Source organism: Priestia sp. ST2, from assembly GCF_055810735.1.
The window spans coordinates 87,176-106,802 of record NZ_JBVVNT010000006.1; the positions used below are offsets into that span (position 1 = coordinate 87,176).

The following is a 19,627-nucleotide window of genomic DNA, read 5'->3' on the forward strand; positions in this document are numbered from 1 at the left end:
TAAATAATAAACATAAACGACAATATACACTAAGACTAATCTATTTACTAAATTTTTATAAATGATAGAGAAAAATCAGATCAAAATAAATATATTTTGACCTGATCACTTTCATTTATTTAAATACTGTACAGTTATTATAAACCTTCTTCTTAAACTAAAATAGGGTTTAATTTCACTAATTTATTTTCAACGGAAGTCTTATTTATACTCTGTGTTTGCAACGAACGTAACTTCCAAATCATTGATTCTTTCTCCTGCTCAATATCCCCGTACGTAATAATTTCCCCTTGTTTTATAGAACGAGTTACTACAACATTTGGATCTACCAACCCAATTGGAAGAGCATTTACTGCAGAAGCTTCACTATGGGTTAGTAATTTACCGTATACTGTATACCCTCCAATACCGTCAAGGCGATCTCCTGGTTTCAAGTCTTTCTTTGCTACAGCTACTGTTTCAGCTTGGAGACCATGCCACGGAGCAATAGTTGCTTCCTTATGAAAATAAGCACGAGCAACCGAAAGTGGCGTTTCAAGACTTGTTAAATGATAAGGACGGTATAACACATAATTTGGCCCATCACCCATTTTTAAATAATTCATTTCATGATGAACTTCCTCTTTATCTGAAGAGATGATTGCAAATACACCTGGGGCTACCCCATTTACGTAGTCAACAATTCCCTTACCTGATAAAATTCCACCTTTTTCTCTTTCTTGAAACAAAGAGGGTAACTCATTGACAGTACCGGAAGGACCATGCATGCCTGGTTTATCTGGTAAAAATCCAGTGGCATTTGCAACTGCATTCATTTCAACCATAGTTTTTGTTCCATCTTGAAATGAAGCAATCATTTTAGGGTTAGCACCTTTCTCTTTAGCCTCTGCTTCTGCAGAGGAAGGATTAGCTTCGTGGTTTAATGGATTATTTTTTCCTTTTCCTAATGCAATAATCTCAAAACCAATTGCATCTGCAAAATCATATAATTCCATTACTGCTCCTGGTTCATCACCTGCTGATCCCGTATATACAACGCCACTCGCATCTGCCATCTGTTTTAGAAGAGGCCCAACTGTCACATCTGCCTCTACATTTAGCATAACGATATGCTTTTTATTTAAAATAGATTTCCAAGCAATTTCAGCTCCCAAATTGGGAACACCAGTGGCGTCTACAACAACATCAACGCTTGGTAAACTTGTAACCAACTCACTATAAACTGTACCTACGACTTTTCCTTGTTCAATAGCTTGTTCTGCCTCTTCAATCTGATCTGTTAAGACAATTTCCTGTTCATTGATACCAGCTTTTAAATAGGCCTGTTGAATCAAAGAAGTATGGAGATCGGCTGTAGCGACGACTCTCATACCTTTCATACCTTCAATTTGAGAAATCATACCTCTTCCCATTTGCCCACAACCAATTAAACCAACTCGTATTTCTCTGCCCATTTTCTCTAATTCTCTTAATTTATAGTTTAATCCCAACATGTTTCAAACCTCCTAATAAAATATGTAAATTAATTTATGATGAAACATCATATAAGAATTTTTGGTCTTCACATAACAGAATTAATGTGAACATTTTAGATATAGAAAAACTAAAGCTTAATCTTAATTAAAGATAAACAAGGAAACGTTTACACTAATTATTATTGAAATAGCTCAACTACAAAGAAGCAAAAAGGATGAAGGTTATTTGATTCTTTACAAAAGTTCTTATTAGTTACCTTTGTTAAAATTATAAATTTCAATTGTATATTTTGTCAATGTAATTTTTAGAAAATTATTATAAATACCTATAAAACAGTTATTTTTATGATTAATATCTTATTAGTTGATTTAAATTTTATTAAAAACTATTTTTATTATTTACAAAAGTTTATTCAATGAACAAATGTATCAACTTTTAATAGTTTCTCAACGCCCTGAACTTAAAAATGGGTTTGATGAATAACTGGTATAGCAGTTATTCATCAAACCCATCCTAAAGGAAGATTAAACAAGAGAGTATATACAACTTTCTTATTAACGTTACTTGAATTACATATTGAAAATATTAAAGATGTAGTATTACATTTTTGAATTGTAAAAGATTTTAAAGGGGTAATTAACGGAGAAGGAGAACATGTACTAACGATTACACTTGCTCCTGCTGAACATAGAAATATATTAATATCATGCTGGAGGATAAAGTCGCTAGCAGGAAGATTTATAAATTATTTTGGCACTTTTAAAATCAGTTATATAATTTATTCAGTAGTTATACTAAATCAGTCAGACTGGTATACAATAGATAGATTACCTCTTATAGAATTAGATAAAAAAGGGTTATCGTACAGCATAACGTACTAAAAGGTGCCCTAAAATTAAAGGGAAAATACTTGGTTTTTGAGGCACCTTTTTTAAAGAATACATAAATAGTTTCATTAGGGCTAAATTGCATAAATAAAGTAAAATCTAAAGTACCTGATTTAATGACTTGTTATTCTCCTCGTAAAAGAGCAGAAGCTGTTTGTTCGTCAATTATTAGCACATCTAAATAATTCCCTTTTAGAGCAGCCTCAACACTTTCTAGCTTGTGAGTTCCCTCAACTACTCCAATGACCTTTTTAATCTGCCTTAAATCTTCTAATGATAAGCCAATTACTTTGTCGTTTAACGGATGGTCAACCGATTCTCCTGACGCTTCAAAAAAACGAGAGGCAATATCACCAACAGCACCCATTTTACGAAGATTTTGCAAATCATCTTCTTTTAAATAGTTAAGTTCCTTCATAGTAGAACCTTTGTGGGGATTTCCTATACCTACAAGAGCTAAATCTACTTCCTTAACCTCTTCAAGAACAGAAGAAATTTCTTTCATAGCTACTAGGTGCTCTTTTAGTTCCTTTGTTTCTACAATCGCGGGAGCATATAAGTAGGAACATGTGCAACCCATTTTTTTAGCTAATTCATATGCTAATTGATTAGCGTGAATTTCTACATGTTGTGTCCCCATACCACCTACGAGGGGCACAATATTCATTTCTTCTTTTCTCTCAAATGGATATTCTCTTACTAATTCAGCTAAAGTAGACCCCCATGAAATACCAAGTTTTTTTGCATCCATTCTCTTTAAATACTTAGAGAGATAATAAGCGCCGGCCTGTCCCACTGCTCTCTTAGTCATTTCTGGAGTTAATCCTACTGTAGATATAACAATGGCATCTTGCAAGTCATATTTTTTCTCAAGTTTTAGTTCTAGATCGACAGTATGGACACTCTCGTCTTTAATATAAACCTCTATTATTCCAAGCTCTTTTGCTCTTTGTAGAAGTTTAGAAATAATAGGCCTTGATACTCCTACCTTCTTAGCAATCTGTTGTTGTGTCCAACCCTCTATATAATACAGATTAGCTAATTTCACCATCTGCTTTCTTTCTTCCCAATTTAACATACAATCGCCTCTTTATCTGTTTGTATGCTTTTTAGTATAGCAATAACCATATCAAATGAGAACATCTTACTCTTAGATAGAAGTACATTTTAAGTAAATAAGAAACCTCAGTAACAGTAAAAGTGTTTCTAAGAATTAAGTTCCTCTCATAAGAAAAGGATTGTGGTATATAAAAAAAAAGAACGCTCTGTAAGAGACGTCCTTTTTATCATCATTTAAAAATTACCCTTTAATTTGAAGAGCCTACTACATCCTTTAAATTGGTAAAATCATCGTTTTCCTCTTCCTTTTTAGGAAGCTGAATAAATTTCATTAAGAATGCACTAAGGAGATACAAAATGGTATATATCCATATAACCCCCAATGTACCTATACTTCCTATGAAAGCGCCAACAATTGCTGGTCCTAAAAATGTACTTAGACCTGCTCCAAGATTAAGTACGGACATAGCAGCTCCTTTATTATTTCCTGCTAATGAAGGGATTAATGCAGACAATGGTGCATATGCAGCTAAACAAGCACCAAAGCAACATGCTGTAATAATTGTAAAGAAATAATTTGGTCCTAGAAGGGTTGGAACATAGTAAAAGGCTGCGGTGAAAATAGCACATCCTACTCCTCCAAACCACATAACTGTATTACGCCAACCTAGCCTATCCCCAACGATCCCGAAGATTAAATTAAAGAAAATATTACTGGTCCAAAGTGATCCATAGATCTGTAACCACTCGGTTCTTGTAAAGCCGATTTCCATCATATAAGCAGGCATAAAAACTACAAAGCCATATGCACCAGTTGTATTAATTGTTCTTACAATACCGCCTAAACCAATCTTAGGCTTTTCAAATGCAATTGTAATACCTTTTAATAAATATCTAGCCATGTCTTGCCTGGTTTCAAAGGTTTTCCCACTACTAGAATCGTCCTTATTTGTCATAATCGCAATTAAGGCTCCTACACCCGTGAAAACCACAGCACTCCATAAAGTGTTGATTTCGCCTAAAATGGGAAGTATAAAACTTGAATAATAAGCTCCTAACACATTTAAGCCAGCCGCAAACGAGAACCAAAACCAACCTACAGCTGTTCCGAGTTTATTGCTTGGCGTATAATATGTAAGCCAAACTAAAAAAGAATAAGCAAATAGGGGATACCCCAATCCTCTGAGAGAGTATGTCGGTATCATGATCCAAAGATTCATAGACGGTAAACCAATGGTTAAGAAAACAATTGTCCCTATCAAAAATAATGTTATCCCCAATGTCATAGCCTTTCTAGTTCCTAGAATTTCAGCCAATACCCCTGAAAACCAAGAAGCAAGGGCAACCGCAACTCCATATACACTAAATAATAAAGCTGACTGTTGAATACTCAAGCCATTGTCAGTTAAATAAGAAGATAACCACCCCTGCTCAAGTCCATCACCCATCATAAAAAGTATAACCCCTAAGTAACCTAAAGCCATTTTTGGGTCCATACCTAACCTTTCTAAGAATCTCTGCATACTCTTCTTCCCTCTTTTCTTTTATAAGGACATGAATTAAAAAATTCAGAATTATCTATTTTCAATACACATGAAAACCTTCTAAGTTTATTGATACCTACATAAAGGAGCTGACGTCAAAGGAATTTAATAAAATAACCTTTGAGTCAGCTCTATTATTTCGCTTCTAAAAGTGCTAATGCAGTTTGTTCATCTATAATAAGTACATCTAAATAGTTTGCTTTCAGAGCAGCTTTGGTACTTTCTACTTTATGAGTCCCTTCAACTACTCCGATGACTTCTTTTACTTTTTTTAATTGCTCTAATGGTAGTGCAATTACTTTATCATTTAACGGATGGCTAACAACTACTCCCCATTCATCAAAGAAGCGAGATCCAATATCACCTACAACACCTATTTTTCGTAATTGCTTTAGGTCGTTATCTTTTAGGTAACCAAGCTTCCGCATAGAACCTTTATAAGGATTTCCTAATCCAATAAGGGCCACGTCTACTTTTTTTCCTTCATCTAGGACAGACGAAATTTCCTTCATAGTTACTAGACGTTCCTTCAATTCTTTTGTTTCGACAATTGCAGGAGCATATAAGTACGAACACGTACAACTCATTTTTTTAGCTAACTCATAAGCCAGTTGGTTTGCATGAATTTCAACCTGTTGTGTTCCCATGCCGCCTACAAGAGGTACAATGTTCATCTGCTCTTTTCGTTCAAACGGATATTCTTTTACTAATTCAGCTAAAGTAGAACCCCACGAAATACCAAGTTGGCTTACATTTCTTTTCTTTAAATATTTAGAAAGATAATAGGCACTTGCTTGACCTACTGCTTTTTTAACCATATCAGGTGTTAACCCTACAGTAGATACAACAATTGCATCTTTCAATCCATATCGCTTTTCTAGCTGTTGTTCCAATTCCACTGTATGAATATTTTCGTCCTTAATATAAACTTCTACCACTTTTGAATCTCTTGCCTTCTGCAGAATTCTCGAAATAATAGGTCGAGATACGCCCACTTTCTTAGCAATCTGCTCTTGCGTCCACCCATCCATATAATATAAATTAGCTACTTTTACCAGTTGTCTTCTTTCTTCCCAACCTACTACCATGCCATCGCCTCTTTTTAGCTAAATCTATTAACTAACAAAGATGTATTCTCTATTAGACAAGAACACCTTTCTTTCTCATAGCGTTTACACTATTGATAGCTGCTTCATAAAATGATTCAGAAACAGTTGGGTGAGGGTGTATCATTTTTGACACTTCCTCGACTGTTCCCTCTAAGTATACAAAAGCAGAAGCTTCGGAAATCATTTCTGTAACATGCGAACCAACCATTGTTACACCAATTATCTCTCCATACTTTTCTTCATATACTATTTTAACAAAACCTTCTGATTCTCCTGAGGCCAGAGCTTTTCCATTTCCACTATGGTCAAAGCGCTCAATCCGAACAGGCATTCCTTGTTTTTTTGCTTCTGCTTCTGTAATTCCTACACTAGCTACCTCAGGTAATGTATAAATACAGCGAGGCACTACTTTATAATCAATCTCATCATAAACTCCACTTGCATTTTTGGCAGCTACAATTCCCTCTGCACTTGCAACATGAGCTAATTGGTAACCTCCAACTACATCGCCAACTGCATAAATTTCAGGAATATTTGTTTCCATCTTTTCATTGACTTTGATGAAAGGTCCTTCCATTGCCAAGTTTGCATTTTGAACAGCTGAGAGATTCGGTTTTCGCCCCACACTCAAGATAAGAGTCTCTGTTTCGAATAGGTGCTCTTTTCCTTTTGAATCTACACACATGACCACTTTTTGCATGTTTCTCTCTTGAACTTTAGTGACCTTGGTACTTGTATGAAACTGAATACCTTTTTTCTTAAGAAGTTTATTTAACATCTTTGAAGCATCTACATCTTCACTTGGAATAATGCGATCTGCTGCTTCAATCACTGTTACTTCTGCTTTTAAGCTAGCAAAGATACAGGCAAATTCTACGCCAATGACCCCACCACCAATAATAACAACTGATTTAGGAATATCTTGAATATCAAAAATTGTATCGCTTGTGTCAAAATCAACAGAGGCTAAACCTTCTATCGGTGGAATAATAGGAGTCGATCCTGTAGCTACAATAATACGTTCAGCTTGAATGCTTTCTTCTTTTCCATTTGATTCAATTCTAATCTTTTTGCCTTCTTCAACTTTGCCAAAACCCTCATAAACATCTATTTTCCCCTGGTTTAGCAAATAAGAAATTCCCTGTCGTAAACGATGAATGACATCATCTTTGCGCTTTTTCATTTTGTCTAACGAGAAAGAAAGTTCTCCAGTTTCAATTCCCCACGATTGCGCTTTTTCAATAGACTCAATTACCTCAGCGTGCTTCAACAACGTTTTAGAAGGAATACAACCTCTATTCAAGCAGGTCCCACCTAAAAAATCAGCCTCAATTAATGCAACTTTTTTTCCAAGCTCTGCCGCATGTAATGCGGCTACGTATCCACCTGGCCCTCCACCTATTACTACAACTTCATAAGCATTCATCATATTTTCCACCTCTTATACTAGCAATTCAAACGGATTTTCGAGAACCCGTTTGAGTTCCGTTAAAAATTCTGCTGCTGGAGCTCCATCAATTACACGATGATCAAATGACATGCTTAATGTCATCATTGGACGGACTTCAATCTCACTATTTATAACTACAGGTTTCTCTAGCATTCTACCTACCCCTAAGATAGCTGTTTCTGGTTGATTAATAATTGGTGTAAATGCGTCTATTGCATACATCCCAAGGTTACTGATTGTAAACGTTGAACCTTTTAATTGATCAGGTAATAACTTTTGTTCTCTTGCGCGTTTACCAATATCTTTTGCTTCCATTGTTAAGTCTGCTAAGCCTTTTTGGTTTACATCTTTAAGAACAGGTACCATTAATCCATCTGGAACAGCAACCGCCAAACCGATATGAACAGCATCATTGTATATAATTTCATCATTTATAAAAGATGCATTGACTGCTGGGAAACGTGACAACACTAGTCCTACTGCTTTTATAATTACTTCTGTATAAGACAATCGCATGCCTGTTTGCTTTTCAACAATAGGTAAGAGTTGAACACGTAACTCTTTTACCTTTGTCATATCAATCTCACTTGTTAATGTAACATGAGGTGCTGTGAAAGCACTTTGAGACATCCGATCTGAAATCACCTTACGCATACCACCAATTTTTCTTCGCTTCTGTGGAGAAGCTGGTGCTTTTGTGCTTTTTTCTTGAATAGCCGCAGATATATCTTGTTTAACAATTTTGCCGTTTAGACCACTTCCTGAAATTGTAGTTATATCTACGTTCTCTTGTTTAGCTATTTTGTTAGCTAGTGGTGTGATTTTTGAATGCGTTTGATCTTCATTAACGTATTCGTTGACATCTTTTACATGAACTCTTCCATTTGGACCACTTCCAGCTATGGCGGTTAACTCCACTTGATTCGTTTTTGCAATTCTTCTTGCTGCTGGGGTAGCACGCGGTTTTTCGCCAGAAATAACTGAGGCAGCTACTAATGGTCTTTCAGCCTTCTCAGCTACTGTTTCTTCTTGAACTATTTGCTCACTTGATTCATTTGATTCATTTGATTCGCCCGACTCACCTGGAGATTCTGCAGGTACTTGTTCATTTGATTGACCGATATAACCAATTACGTGGTTAACTGGCACTTGGTCATCAGTATCAAAATACTTCTTTAATAAAATACCGTCGTCATATGCTTCAACTTCAATGTTAATTTTATCTGTTAAGATTTCAAAAAGTGGTTCCCCTATTTCAACCGTATCTCCCTCTTCTTTAAACCACTCGAGGAGGGTGCCAGTTTCCATCGTACTACTTAGTTTTGGCATAAAAATCTCTTTTGCCATGTTTTCACTCTCCTTATTTAAAACGAACTGTTTCTTTGACTGCTTCAATAATATCTGGAACTTGAGGAATAACAGCCTTCTCTAATGTTGGATTATAAGGAATCGGAACTGCTAACCCTCCTAAACGTTTGATTGGCGAATCTAAATAGTCAAATGCTTCACTTTCAGCAATCATACTAGCAATCTCGCCACCAAATCCGCCGCGTTTAACTGCTTCATGTACTACGATAAGACGACCAGTCTTTTTCACAGACTCTATAATAGCTTCCTCATCTAAAGGAACAATTGTACGTGGATCAATGATTTCTACATCAATTCCTTCTTTCTCCAATTCTATTGCTGCTTCCAATGCCTTATGTACCATAATTGCTGTTGCTACAATGGTGACATCTTTTCCTTCACGTTTAATATCTGCTTTTCCTAATGGAATAGAGTATTGTTCTTCCGGTACATCGCACTGTGTTCGGTATAATAATTTATGTTCATAAAAAATAACGGGGTTATCATCGTCCATTGCTGCTTTTAATAGACCTTTAGCATCATAGGCATTAGATGGCTGAACAACTTTTAGACCAGGGATGTGAGCCATCCAAGCTTCTAAACTTTGTGAGTGTTGAGCTGCTGCTCCTGTACCTGAACCAGCAGGTGTTCTTACAACCATTGGAACCTTTCCCTTACCGCCGAACATATAACGAGTTTTAGCTGCCTGGTTCACTAGTTGGTCCATTGCAATTGTGATAAAATCAGAAAATTGCAATTCTAAAATCGGTCTCATACCAGTAAGAGCAGCTCCAACTGCCCCACCTGCGATTGCTGCTTCTGAAATCGGTGTGTTACGAACACGTTCTGGTCCAAATTCCTCAATCATTCCCCGTGTCACACCAAATGCCCCGCCATATACCCCAATATCTTCACCTAGTATGAATACATCTTCATTCTGACGCATCTCTTGACTCATAGCTTCTCTAACTGCTTCTAAGAAAGTAATTTCTCTTGTTTTAATCTCCGTCATATTAATTCCTCCCAACTTTAAGCATAAACATCTTCTAAAAGGCTCTCTAATGGTGGTTCTGGACTATTTTCAGCAAACTTCACGGCTTCCTCAATTTCTTTTTTCGCCTCTTCTTGTAGCTTATTTGCTTCGTCTTCACTCAATATTTTTTCTTCTATTAACAAATCTTTAAATCGCTTAATACCATCTTTCTTTCTCCATTCAGTTTCTTCTTCACGGGTACGATATTTTTTCGCATCACTTTTAGAATGACCTTTCCAACGGTAAGTTTTCATTTCAATTAAAGCCGGTCCATTACCCTCCCTAGCTTTCTCTACTGATTCATGTACGGTATTCATGATTTGAATCATGTCATTCCCATCTACTACTTTTCCAGGAATTCCGTAAGCGTTTGCACGTTCTGCGATATTTTCAATTCTTGTCATTTCTTTTACTGGTCCCGACATTCCGTATTGATTGTTTTCACAAATGAACACAACTGGTAAATCCCAAATAGCTGCTAAGTTTAAAGCTTCGTGGAAGCTACCTTCATTGGAAGCACCATCTCCGAAAAAGCATAATACAACATACCCTTGGTTTTTCATTTTAGAAGTTAAAGCAGCACCTACAGCAAGTGGAATTCCTCCACCTACAATTCCATTAGCTCCAAGATTACCTTTCTCAACATCTGCAATGTGCATTGAACCGCCTTTTCCCTTACAATAACCTGTTACTCTTCCAAACAATTCAGCCATCATTTTATTGACGTCACCTTCTTTTGCAATACAATGACCATGGCCTCGATGTGTACTTATAATTTTATCCTTAGCTTGCAATACTCCGATTGATCCAGATGCCGATGCTTCTTGCCCAACGCAAAGGTGAGTAGTTCCATGAATCATTCCCTTTGCAAAAAATTGATCCACTTTTTCATCGAAATAGCGAATGAGCCACATTTCTTTATAAAGACTTTTAAGTTTCTTCTCTGTGATATGAGAAGGTAATTTCATTGTACTGAGCATAGCATTTCCTCCTTATTTACATTTGTTCTTTATAGTTACCTTTGTTAATATCATATTTATTATCAGATAATTCGTCAAGTAGAAAATTATTTTTTTAGATATAATAAATAAAAATCCTAAATAACTACTATATTATTGGGTTAATTAAATATTTTTAATTTTTCAGACTAATGTTATTGACAATCTTAATCAGAAGAATTTATACTCTTAACAAAAGTAAGTTTAAAGAACTTTTGTTAAGGGGTGTGAAAATGTGGGGAGTATTCATCACTATTTTTATAGTACTTTGGCTATTACAATTTTTGATGACAAAAAAACAATTAAAGCACTATCACCAAACCGTTAAAGAAATGAGCAATCACTCTTCTGGTTACCTAGGTATAGGAGTTGATAAGAAAAGATTTGGAATTGGAACTGTTTTAATAATGGTAACTGATGTGAAAGGAACTGTTGTTGATTGTAGAATTATGTCTGGCGTTACAGTCTTTGCAAAATTCAAAAAATGTAAGCGTTTTAATAATCTTGATATTCTAGATACAAACGTTTTAAATTACGAACCCAAGTACCAATTATCTTTAAAAATGGCAATTGAGAAAATACATCTACAAATGAACCAAATGGTTTCTGTTCTATAAAAAGGAGGGAAAATGATGGATTGGATTGTAAAGTTAGCAGAAGGTTTTATAGGTATGTTTCAAAAAGGTGGAGAAACCTTTGTTGGAATGTTAACAGGAATTGTCCCCACTTTGATTTGTTTAATTACAGCTGTTAATGCCCTTATTAAATTGGTTGGAGAGGAGAAGATTCAGAGGTTTGCACAAAAATGCACTAAAAATATTATTTTACGATACACTGTCTTCCCCTTGCTAGCCGTGTTTTTCCTAACCAATCCAATGGCTTATACATTTGGAAAGTTTTTACCCGAAAAACAAAAGCCTGCGTTTTACGATTCAGCTGTTTCTTTAGTACATCCAATAACAGGTCTATTTCCACATGCAAATGCAGCTGAACTATTCGTCTATACAGGAATCTCCGCGGGCATCACTCAGTTAAATTTATCCCTTGGACCATTAGCAATTCGCTTTTTTATTGTAGGGATGATTGTAATTTTGATTAGAGGGATTATAACAGAAAAAATCACTTTAAAAATGATAAAAAATAGAGAGTTAAAAGAAGCGTCTAACTAATCTACTCTAAAGAGAGGGGGAAAATAAATGAGTCAAAGTCAAGCTGTTCTAACTTCATTTAAATCAGTTAAAATCTCTAAAGGAAACAGTGGATGGGGAGGACCTTTGGTTATTGAACCAAATGAAACTCGAAAATATATTGTATCAGTTACTGGAGGGGGCATACACCCTATAGCACAAAGAATTGCTGATCTAACAGGTGGAATAGCTATAGATGGATTTAAGACGTCTATTGAGAGTGATCAAATGGCCTGTGTCATCATCGATTGTGGTGGAACTGCTCGCTGTGGTGTCTATCCGAAAATGGGAGTAATGACAATAAATTTAACACCCACATCTCCTTCAGGACCCCTAATGAATTTTATTAAAGAACATAACTTTGTATCGGGTGTAAAAGAAGAAAATATTGAATTTGTCTCCGAAAAATTCGAGGAGAGTAATCAATCTAAATTAAAGCACCAAACTGCCTCCCACACACCACAACAATTAAAAGAAGAAGCAAAGAAAAAAGCTGCCCAATATGCTTTCAAGGATCCAGTTAAGGTATCGCTCATTGAAAAAATTGGACGAAGCATGGGTAGCGTAGTTGGAATCTTCTATCAAGCAGCACGTGAAACAGTTGAACAGGTCATTAAAAACATATTACCTTTCATGGCTTTAGTTAGCACCATTATTGGAATTATTTTGTATACAGGAATTGGAGATTTAATTGCTAAATTTGTATCTCCACTAGCTGGAAATATTTTAGGACTTCTACTCCTATCGGTCATCTGTGCAGTTCCTCTCTTATCACCACTACTAGGTCCTGGAGCCGTTATCGCTCAGGTGGTTGGTGTATTAATAGGAGTAGAAATTGGGAGAGGAAACATTCCACCAAACTTAGCTTTACCAGCCTTATTTGCAATTAATCCTCAAGCAGGATGTGACTTTGTTCCCGTAGGCTTAACTCTCGGTGAAGCTGAGCCTGAAACAGTTGAAGTGGGTGTGCCTGCAGTACTAATGTCAAGGTTAATGACAGGTCCATTAGCTGTAGCAATTGCCTATGTATTTAGTTTTGGTCTATACGAATAATAACTAATTGGAGGATGATTATTATGAAAAAGATTTATGATTCTACTGTTATAGAGATTGGTTCACAAGTTGAGCTATTTCTACAAGAAAAAATGATGATTTTATTTAATGAATCTGCCCCGTCGGATTTACGAGATGTTTCTATCGTGCATAAACGTTGCGCATTAGAAGATGATATTAAAGTAGGCGATGAATTAGTAATAGATAACAAGTCTTTTAAAGTCACTTTTGTTGGAAATAAAGCAAATGAAACAATGAGGGATTTAGGACATTCAACTGTAACTTTTGATGGTTCTTCAGAAGCTGAAATGCCTGGGATGATTTGTGTAGAAGAAAAAGATATCCCTAAAATTTCTACCTCAACTCAACTTGTTTTTAGACAATTGCCTTAGAAACATAGGTATTTGTTGAAGTAAAACTGTAGATTAGGACTCTTAAAAAGATTATCTTAGGTTAGCAAAGGATAAAAAAACTATTATTTCATATTACCAAGCATGCCTTTTTTAGATAAGTAGAAAAAAATGAAGCAAATACTTTAAAAGGAAGCTGGAGGACTTTTTATGAATTCTGTTGAAATAAATATTATGAATGAGACGGGTCTACATGCAAGGCCAACAACACAGTTTGTGAAAATATCAAATAATTTCCAATCTGAAGTTTCAGTCATAAAAGGTGAAAGAAAGATTAATGGTAAAAGCATTATGGGTCTCATGAGTCTAGCAATTTCAAAGGGATCAACTATTAGAATAGAAGCCGAAGGGCCGGATGAGCAACAAGTAATCGAATCTTTGGTCAACTTTATTGAACATAGGCTAGAGGATTAGGCTTAGAACGATCGATGTTAAGGAGAGGAACAACATGAAAAGTTCTGAAATGGAATCTGATTTATACTGTATCACTTGTAACGAAGAAACTCCCCATATTATTAGTTATGTTAATGGCAACCTCGAAAGCGTTAAATGTGAAGAGTGTGAACGTACGATGAAAATACAAAGAGATATTATGAAGGAATTTTACAAGGAAGTTTATGACCGTATATCCACAAAACCTTCAAGGATTACAACAGAATACAAAGAAAATTTAAGTGGGTTTTTATATAAGATTCCTGTTCGTGTGATTAGTAAACCTTATAGAATTATGAGTGATCTAAATGAGTCACGTAAAGTTATTAAACGATTTAAGCAATAGAAAATATAACTTAGGTATAAGGATTCTGATCATTGCAATTAATTACTTAAATCTAAGGTAGACCTTACTTATAGATAGCAGGATTACCCTATGTTGAGAACTAAGGTATTCCTGCTATTTACTTACCTTTTAGAATAATCTTTGAATATGAGAACACAAACTGTTTTATTGCTTGTTTAGATATTCGCTACCTTTTTCTCTATAATAGGTATCAGCAATTTTTTCAACTTTACTCTGGCCATTTATGTAACTAACAACAGAAACACTGCAATTTTCATGCACAGAGTATTCTTGACTTTGTGTTACTTGTAAAATGTAATTTCCAATAGTAATACCATGTGAAAAAATTAGAATATTCCCACCCTCTAGAACATGTTTTTTTATAATATCTGCAACTGCATTGGTGGTTCTTGTAAAAAGTTGTATATAGGACTCACCTTCGGGAGCAGAAACATTTAAATCTTTAAAACTGAATAATCTCTCCAGGATATTTCCATGTTGATTAAAGATTTCCTCTTCTATTAAAGATTCTAAAACCCCGAAGTTCATTTCCTTAAGTCGAGGATCAACTATTAAAGGGATGTCACGATTACCTATTGCATATTTTGCTGTGTCTAGAACTCTCTGGCTGTCACTTGAGTAAGCTGCTTTAAAGTTGATATCAGATAACCCTTTCCCTACTGATTTTGCTTGAAAGATTCCTCTTTCTGTAAGTGGTGAATCACAAAATCCTTGTATTCGTTTTTCTACATTATATTGAGTTTCACCATGGCGAACGAAATAAAGAGTGACTTTTTTATCATTTGTCAAACCTAAACACATCCTTTATTTTCGGTTACTTTCTTCTATTACATAATAAAATAAAAAGACAATCCATATTCATATTTTAAGTACTTTAACAATACACTTTCATACATTAGAATAAAAAAAGATACCCAAAGGTATCCAATAAAACAACTAACATAATTCCATCTCTAAAAAACAGACTAGCTAATACCTCTGATTTTAGTTTCATAAATTTCTCTGTATGTTCCAATATTAATATTGTCGAGTCTGTTATCTAAAGAGTTATGGTTAAGATGCCTGATGCATTCAGCCTCCAGGGCAGCCTCTCCAAATTTTTTGTAAGCTACAAAACGATGAACTAGTATGGGCCTAGAAATCCCCTTATAACTTATACCAAATGTCTTATAAGTAGAATTCTTAAACTTACCAATTGAACCTTTTACAAGTTTACCTTTTGGGTTAATTATTTCACCTAATTTATTAACAGTGTAACCCTTTTGGCTCGCCATCCTTATCATTTCATTGCTCTTACTCAAAAAATCAACTCCTACACGCGTATACCTGGATTGTACAATAACTCTTGCTAAATCTTCACTTCAACTTATTTATTCTATATTAATTCTTAGGAGCTTTTTCCCAATCAGCAGCAAATTTTTCAATACCCTGGTCCGTTAATGGATGCTTAGAAAGCTGCTCAATAACTGAATAGGGGATTGTTGCAATATCAGCTCCAACCATCGCTACACGGGTTACATGATCTGGATGTCGAACAGAAGCTGCAATAATTTGTGTATCAAGGTTATGAATACGGAATAACTGAGCTACTTTTTCTACTAGCTGTACCCCATCTTCAGAAATGTCATCTAAACGACCAAGAAATGGAGACACATAAGTAGCCCCTGCTCGTGCTGCTAAGAGTGCCTGATTTACTGTAAAAATAAGCGTTACGTTGGTTTTAACGCCTTTCTTAGCAAGGTAGCGACAAGCTTCTAAGCCAGCTAGTGTCATAGGTAATTTAATTGTTACTTTCTCATCTCCACCATTAATTTTAATAAGTTCTTCTGCTTGTTCAATCATTTCTTCTGCTGTAACGGCATCAGGCGTTACTTCGGCAGAAACAGACTCAACCTCAGGAACTACCTGACAAATTTCCGCAATACGATCTTCAAACTTTACACCTTCTTTAGCAACTAAAGAAGGATTCGTCGTAACACCAGACAAAACCCCTGTTTTATAAGCTCTTTGAATATCCTCGAGATTTGCTGTATCAATAAAAAATTTCATAATAAATTCCTCTCTCTCAATCTTAAGTTAATTGTTCGAAAATTTTACTGTTGTGGCTTTTCTACAGGACTAATTAAAACTTATATGAGTAAACAAATTCTTACTCAATATCGAAGAACTTCAACTAGTTGTTGTCATTTGTAATGAATTTGACATTTCCAGAGGTGCATTTTGAATATCACTCGGTGTCAATTTGAGTAATTTTTCTAGGAACCTCACTGTTTCGACTGTATGTTGAATATCTTCTTCGGTATAAACGTTTTCTTTTTTGACTTCTTTTATAACTTCGTTTATAGATTCTTTATAAGCACTTGTTTTAATAAACCATTCTCCTAAAAGATTCTGGGTAGCTTGTCTTTCAGTTTGACTTTTAACTGCAAATAAACTTTCTGTCTCAGGCTCCTGTAATGTAATCCGATTAAAATCATTATTCATACAGATACTAAAATAGCTTCTGTGACTATCATAATATTTTTCTTTTCTTAGGAGAAAATACTTAATTCCAAATTGGATTTCATAGAATGGATTATCTATAGTAGGAATACAAACTTTTCTTATTTGACTAGTTTCCGCCAAATCTAAATATATTTCCAAACCAGTTATCGTTGTAATTACTTTGGCATCTAGCACATTCATACTTTTCACCTCTCTTTACAGTAAAGTTATGATGAATCTATTCTGAAATTAAATTCGTTAAAGTACATAATAAATAATCATTCATTTATTTTTTAATAAATTCTTTACAGCCACCTATATACGAAATGATAGGGAACCCATAATTAAGTTGTTGACCAATGTCTTATGATATAACGAATTAAATAAACCATAACTCTTGTATTTAAGTAAGATCCTCTGCAGGTAAAGGTATTTTGATTCATTCGTAAAGAATTATCTAGATAAACGCTCCATAAGAATAGCTTTTTCAGCTTCGAAACCTGGCTTTCCAAGTAAGGCAAACATATTTTTCTTGTAAGCTTCAACTCCAGGTTGGTCAAAAGGGTTTACACCGAGTAAATGTCCACTCATAGCACAAGCCTTCTCGAAAAAATAAACCATCTCTCCGTACGTATATTCATTTAGTTCATCCAGTTCAATAATAAGATTAGGTACCTCCCCATCTACATGGGCCAAAAGTGTACCTTGGAATGCATTTTTATTTACTTCGTCCATCGTCTTGCCAGCTAAGAAGTTTAATCCATCGATATTCTCTGGATCTTCTTGAATAGTAACTTCAATTTGAGGTTTCTTAATTTGCATTACTGTTTCTATAAGATTACGTCGACCTTCCTGCACATATTGTCCCATCGAATGCAAATCAGTTGAAAAATCAACAGAAGCAGGGAATAATCCTTTTTGATCTTTTCCTTCACTTTCTCCAAAAAGTTGCTTCCACCATTCTGATACATAGTGAAGAGAGGGTTCATAATTAACAAGTAATTCGATGTCTTTACCCTTACGGTTTAATATATTTCGAACTGCCGCATACTGATAGCTCTCGTTAGTCGATAAGTCTGCATTATTATATTTTTGAGCTGCAGCCAATGCGCCCTCCATCATTTGATCAATGTCAATTCCTGCTGTTGCTATTGGCAATAGACCTACTGCCGTTAACACAGAATATCTTCCACCTACATCATCTGGAATCACAAAAGTTTCATATCCTTCTTCGTCAGCAAGCTTCTTTAATGCACCCTTTTCTTGATCTGTAGTGGCAAAAATACGTTCCCTTGCCCCCTCTTTTCCATATTTTTTCTCCATATAGTCACGGAATAGTCGGAAAGCAAGGGCAGGCTCAGTAGTTGTTCCTGATTTAGAGATAACATTTACAGAGATATCTTTCCCTTCCAAGAGTTCAAACAAATGAGTTATATAGGTAGAACTGATATTTTGACCAGCAAAATAAACTTGTGTTTTACCAGCAATTTGATTGTGAAAACTGTGAGATAAAGCTTCAATAGCTGATTTTGCACCTAAATAGGATCCTCCGATACCAATTACAATAAGAGCATCTGAATGCTCTCTAATTCTCTTGGCAGCTTGTTTAATCCGCGTAAACTCAGCTTTATCATAGTTCAGAGGTAAATCAACCCAACCAAGATAACCACTTCTATAACCTTCTTTGTCATGAAGTGTAGTATGGGCTGCCTTTACAAATTCACTTAAATTGTCTACTTCAGTTTTCTTCATAAAAGGTAATGCATTAGAGTAATCAAAAGAAATCGACATAATATATTGCTCCTTTATATTTAGGAATTCATGATATTAAATTTTCACTTAGAAGTTCTAAAGATTATGCTGGTATGACCTTATCTAATTTTGTTGTAAAACAAAATATAAACGCTGATTATACTATTATTTTTAAGAATACAAAGGGGTTAACATCCCTTTATATTCCTTTTATATTCCTTTTATTTTACTTATTAATTCCAATTTTAGTAACAATACTCTTCTTCATACTGTGTGATTTTCTGGATGCGTTTTTCATGACGATTACCCAGAAATTGTGTTGTTAACCATACCTTTGCGATTTCACGAGCCAACCCTGGTCCGATTACACGCTCTCCCATTGCTAAAATATTGCTATCATTATGCTCGCGCGTGGCTATTGCACTAAAAACATCATGTACAAGCGCACAACGGATTCCTTTTACTTTATTTGCAGCAATACTCATTCCAATACCAGTACCACAAATTAAAATTCCGAAATCTGCTTCCCCATTTGCTACCTTTTCCGCAACAGGTATAGCATAGTCTGGATAATCAACAGAATTGCTGCACTCACATCCTAAATCTTCATACATAATTTTCATTTCTTCCATTAGTGACATAATCTCTTTACGGATATTTACTCCGCCATGATCTGAAGCAATTAGTACTTTCATGCTGTTAACCTCCATGTTTAAAGGTGTTATCTGGTAAAATCATATAATCTTAATACTATTCTATTTTGGCAAGTTCTTCTTTTTCTACTATCTCATCAATTGCAGCAATCACATTTTCTGCATCTTCGCCTTGAGCAATTACCTTAATGATAGCCCCTTTTGGAATTCCAAGTGACATGACACCCATAATCGATTTTAAGTTTACTTGCTTTCCGTTATAATCAATTAGTACTTCTGATTGAAATCCTGAGACAGTACCTACTAATTTTGTTGATGGACGAGCATGTAGCCCTGCATCATCTACTATAATGTAATTTTTTTCAACCATTTGTAATCCCTCTCCC

At 35.1% G+C, this 19,627-nt stretch carries 21 protein-coding genes; 6 read left to right on the forward strand and 15 right to left on the reverse strand.

Translation table 11 applies throughout. The features are described from left to right. Nucleotides 1-152: 152 nt before the first annotated feature. The 8 genes from AC0KUU_RS23730 to pdhA all read right to left on the reverse strand — a co-directional run bounded on the left by AC0KUU_RS23730 (nt 153) and on the right by pdhA (nt 10,885). Nucleotides 153-1,493 (reverse strand): NAD(P)H-dependent oxidoreductase, encoded by a 1,341-nt coding sequence (locus tag AC0KUU_RS23730; protein WP_473453225.1) that lies wholly within the window; start codon nt 1,491-1,493, stop codon nt 153-155. 994 nt (nt 1,494-2,487) lie between these two features. Then, nucleotides 2,488-3,441 carry a sugar-binding transcriptional regulator gene (locus AC0KUU_RS23735; protein WP_375347457.1) on the reverse strand — a complete coding sequence of 318 codons (954 nt, stop codon included), beginning with the start codon at nt 3,439-3,441 and terminating at the stop codon, nt 2,488-2,490. A 229-nt stretch (nt 3,442-3,670) separates the two neighbouring features. After that, the gene (locus AC0KUU_RS23740) at nt 3,671-4,945 is read right to left on the reverse strand and encodes an MFS transporter (protein ID WP_473453227.1); all 1,275 of its coding nucleotides are present in this window, start codon (nt 4,943-4,945) and stop codon (nt 3,671-3,673) included. A 155-nt stretch (nt 4,946-5,100) separates the two neighbouring features. Beyond that, nucleotides 5,101-6,054 carry a sugar-binding transcriptional regulator gene (locus tag AC0KUU_RS23745; protein WP_473453229.1) on the reverse strand — a complete coding sequence of 318 codons (954 nt, stop codon included), beginning with the start codon at nt 6,052-6,054 and terminating at the stop codon, nt 5,101-5,103. Nucleotides 6,055-6,106: 52 nt separating this feature from the next. Beyond that, nucleotides 6,107-7,504 (reverse strand): dihydrolipoyl dehydrogenase, encoded by a 1,398-nt coding sequence (gene lpdA, locus AC0KUU_RS23750; protein WP_473453231.1) that lies wholly within the window; start codon nt 7,502-7,504, stop codon nt 6,107-6,109. A 12-nt stretch (nt 7,505-7,516) separates the two neighbouring features. Beyond that, nucleotides 7,517-8,872 (reverse strand): dihydrolipoamide acetyltransferase family protein, encoded by a 1,356-nt coding sequence (locus AC0KUU_RS23755; protein ID WP_473453233.1) that lies wholly within the window; start codon nt 8,870-8,872, stop codon nt 7,517-7,519. 13 nt (nt 8,873-8,885) lie between these two features. Next, a complete protein-coding gene (locus AC0KUU_RS23760; RefSeq protein ID WP_473453235.1) occupies nt 8,886-9,884 on the reverse strand; it encodes an alpha-ketoacid dehydrogenase subunit beta in 999 nt (332 codons plus the stop codon). A gap of 17 nt (nt 9,885-9,901) precedes the next feature. Beyond that, nucleotides 9,902-10,885 (reverse strand): pyruvate dehydrogenase (acetyl-transferring) E1 component subunit alpha, encoded by a 984-nt coding sequence (gene pdhA / locus AC0KUU_RS23765; protein ID WP_473453237.1) that lies wholly within the window; start codon nt 10,883-10,885, stop codon nt 9,902-9,904. Nucleotides 10,886-11,136: 251 nt separating this feature from the next. Between pdhA and AC0KUU_RS23770 the strand changes: the two genes are divergently transcribed. The 6 genes from AC0KUU_RS23770 to AC0KUU_RS23795 all read left to right on the forward strand — a co-directional run bounded on the left by AC0KUU_RS23770 (nt 11,137) and on the right by AC0KUU_RS23795 (nt 14,331). Beyond that, complete coding sequence (locus AC0KUU_RS23770; protein WP_473453239.1) at nt 11,137-11,520, forward strand: transcriptional regulator GutM; 384 nt, start codon at nt 11,137-11,139, stop codon at nt 11,518-11,520. Nucleotides 11,521-11,535: 15 nt separating this feature from the next. After that, entirely contained in the window at nt 11,536-12,072 is a 537-nt protein-coding gene (srlA, locus tag AC0KUU_RS23775) for a PTS glucitol/sorbitol transporter subunit IIC (protein WP_473453241.1), read from the forward strand. A 27-nt stretch (nt 12,073-12,099) separates the two neighbouring features. Then, a complete protein-coding gene (gene srlE / locus AC0KUU_RS23780) occupies nt 12,100-13,143 on the forward strand; it encodes a PTS glucitol/sorbitol transporter subunit IIB (RefSeq protein ID WP_473453243.1) in 1,044 nt (347 codons plus the stop codon). Nucleotides 13,144-13,166: 23 nt separating this feature from the next. Next, entirely contained in the window at nt 13,167-13,535 is a 369-nt protein-coding gene (locus AC0KUU_RS23785) for a PTS glucitol/sorbitol transporter subunit IIA (RefSeq protein WP_180234993.1), read from the forward strand. A gap of 168 nt (nt 13,536-13,703) precedes the next feature. Continuing rightward, complete coding sequence (locus AC0KUU_RS23790) at nt 13,704-13,967, forward strand: HPr family phosphocarrier protein (protein ID WP_473453245.1); 264 nt, start codon at nt 13,704-13,706, stop codon at nt 13,965-13,967. Between the two features lie 34 nt (nt 13,968-14,001). Continuing rightward, nucleotides 14,002-14,331 carry a bh protein gene (locus AC0KUU_RS23795; RefSeq protein WP_193421619.1) on the forward strand — a complete coding sequence of 110 codons (330 nt, stop codon included), beginning with the start codon at nt 14,002-14,004 and terminating at the stop codon, nt 14,329-14,331. A 165-nt stretch (nt 14,332-14,496) separates the two neighbouring features. Here the strand turns inward: AC0KUU_RS23795 and AC0KUU_RS23800 are convergent, their stop codons facing one another. The 7 genes from AC0KUU_RS23800 to AC0KUU_RS23830 all read right to left on the reverse strand — a co-directional run bounded on the left by AC0KUU_RS23800 (nt 14,497) and on the right by AC0KUU_RS23830 (nt 19,611). After that, nucleotides 14,497-15,141, reverse strand: coding sequence for a histidine phosphatase family protein (locus AC0KUU_RS23800; RefSeq protein WP_473453247.1), 645 nt, complete (start codon nt 15,139-15,141; stop codon nt 14,497-14,499). A gap of 176 nt (nt 15,142-15,317) precedes the next feature. Further along, a complete protein-coding gene (locus AC0KUU_RS23805) occupies nt 15,318-15,653 on the reverse strand; it encodes a hypothetical protein (RefSeq protein WP_473453249.1) in 336 nt (111 codons plus the stop codon). A 79-nt stretch (nt 15,654-15,732) separates the two neighbouring features. Beyond that, on the reverse strand, nt 15,733-16,401 hold the full coding sequence (gene fsa, locus AC0KUU_RS23810) for a fructose-6-phosphate aldolase (protein WP_098813148.1): 669 nt from the start codon (nt 16,399-16,401) through the stop codon (nt 15,733-15,735). A 120-nt stretch (nt 16,402-16,521) separates the two neighbouring features. Beyond that, nucleotides 16,522-17,037: a hypothetical protein gene (locus AC0KUU_RS23815; protein WP_473453251.1), complete on the reverse strand. Its 516-nt coding sequence runs from the start codon at nt 17,035-17,037 to the stop codon at nt 16,522-16,524. Between the two features lie 252 nt (nt 17,038-17,289). Then, the gene (locus tag AC0KUU_RS23820) at nt 17,290-18,627 is read right to left on the reverse strand and encodes a glucose-6-phosphate isomerase (RefSeq protein ID WP_473453253.1); all 1,338 of its coding nucleotides are present in this window, start codon (nt 18,625-18,627) and stop codon (nt 17,290-17,292) included. Between the two features lie 206 nt (nt 18,628-18,833). Continuing rightward, entirely contained in the window at nt 18,834-19,283 is a 450-nt protein-coding gene (rpiB, locus tag AC0KUU_RS23825) for a ribose 5-phosphate isomerase B (protein WP_473453255.1), read from the reverse strand. Between the two features lie 55 nt (nt 19,284-19,338). Continuing rightward, entirely contained in the window at nt 19,339-19,611 is a 273-nt protein-coding gene (locus AC0KUU_RS23830) for a phosphocarrier protein HPr (protein ID WP_098813152.1), read from the reverse strand. Nucleotides 19,612-19,627 lie beyond the last annotated feature (16 nt).

Coding starts and splice junctions, on each gene's coding strand:
- AC0KUU_RS23815 (WP_473453251.1), bottom strand. CDS start 17,037: ATGAATGTGCTAGATGCCAAAGTAATTACAACGATAACTGGTTTGGAA.
- AC0KUU_RS23755 (WP_473453233.1), bottom strand. CDS start 8,872: ATGGCAAAAGAGATTTTTATGCCAAAACTAAGTAGTACGATGGAAACT.
- rpiB (WP_473453255.1), bottom strand. CDS start 19,283: ATGAAAGTACTAATTGCTTCAGATCATGGCGGAGTAAATATCCGTAAA.
- fsa (WP_098813148.1), bottom strand. CDS start 16,401: ATGAAATTTTTTATTGATACAGCAAATCTCGAGGATATTCAAAGAGCT.
- pdhA (WP_473453237.1), bottom strand. CDS start 10,885: ATGCTCAGTACAATGAAATTACCTTCTCATATCACAGAGAAGAAACTT.
- AC0KUU_RS23790 (WP_473453245.1), top strand. CDS start 13,704: ATGAATTCTGTTGAAATAAATATTATGAATGAGACGGGTCTACATGCA.
- lpdA (WP_473453231.1), bottom strand. CDS start 7,504: ATGATGAATGCTTATGAAGTTGTAGTAATAGGTGGAGGGCCAGGTGGA.
- AC0KUU_RS23785 (WP_180234993.1), top strand. CDS start 13,167: ATGAAAAAGATTTATGATTCTACTGTTATAGAGATTGGTTCACAAGTT.
- AC0KUU_RS23745 (WP_473453229.1), bottom strand. CDS start 6,054: ATGGTAGTAGGTTGGGAAGAAAGAAGACAACTGGTAAAAGTAGCTAAT.
- srlA (WP_473453241.1), top strand. CDS start 11,536: ATGGATTGGATTGTAAAGTTAGCAGAAGGTTTTATAGGTATGTTTCAA.
- AC0KUU_RS23760 (WP_473453235.1), bottom strand. CDS start 9,884: ATGACGGAGATTAAAACAAGAGAAATTACTTTCTTAGAAGCAGTTAGA.
- srlE (WP_473453243.1), top strand. CDS start 12,100: ATGAGTCAAAGTCAAGCTGTTCTAACTTCATTTAAATCAGTTAAAATC.
- AC0KUU_RS23740 (WP_473453227.1), bottom strand. CDS start 4,945: ATGCAGAGATTCTTAGAAAGGTTAGGTATGGACCCAAAAATGGCTTTA.
- AC0KUU_RS23820 (WP_473453253.1), bottom strand. CDS start 18,627: ATGTCGATTTCTTTTGATTACTCTAATGCATTACCTTTTATGAAGAAA.
- AC0KUU_RS23730 (WP_473453225.1), bottom strand. CDS start 1,493: ATGTTGGGATTAAACTATAAATTAAGAGAATTAGAGAAAATGGGCAGA.
- AC0KUU_RS23770 (WP_473453239.1), top strand. CDS start 11,137: ATGTGGGGAGTATTCATCACTATTTTTATAGTACTTTGGCTATTACAA.
- AC0KUU_RS23735 (WP_375347457.1), bottom strand. CDS start 3,441: ATGTTAAATTGGGAAGAAAGAAAGCAGATGGTGAAATTAGCTAATCTG.
- AC0KUU_RS23795 (WP_193421619.1), top strand. CDS start 14,002: ATGAAAAGTTCTGAAATGGAATCTGATTTATACTGTATCACTTGTAAC.
- AC0KUU_RS23830 (WP_098813152.1), bottom strand. CDS start 19,611: ATGGTTGAAAAAAATTACATTATAGTAGATGATGCAGGGCTACATGCT.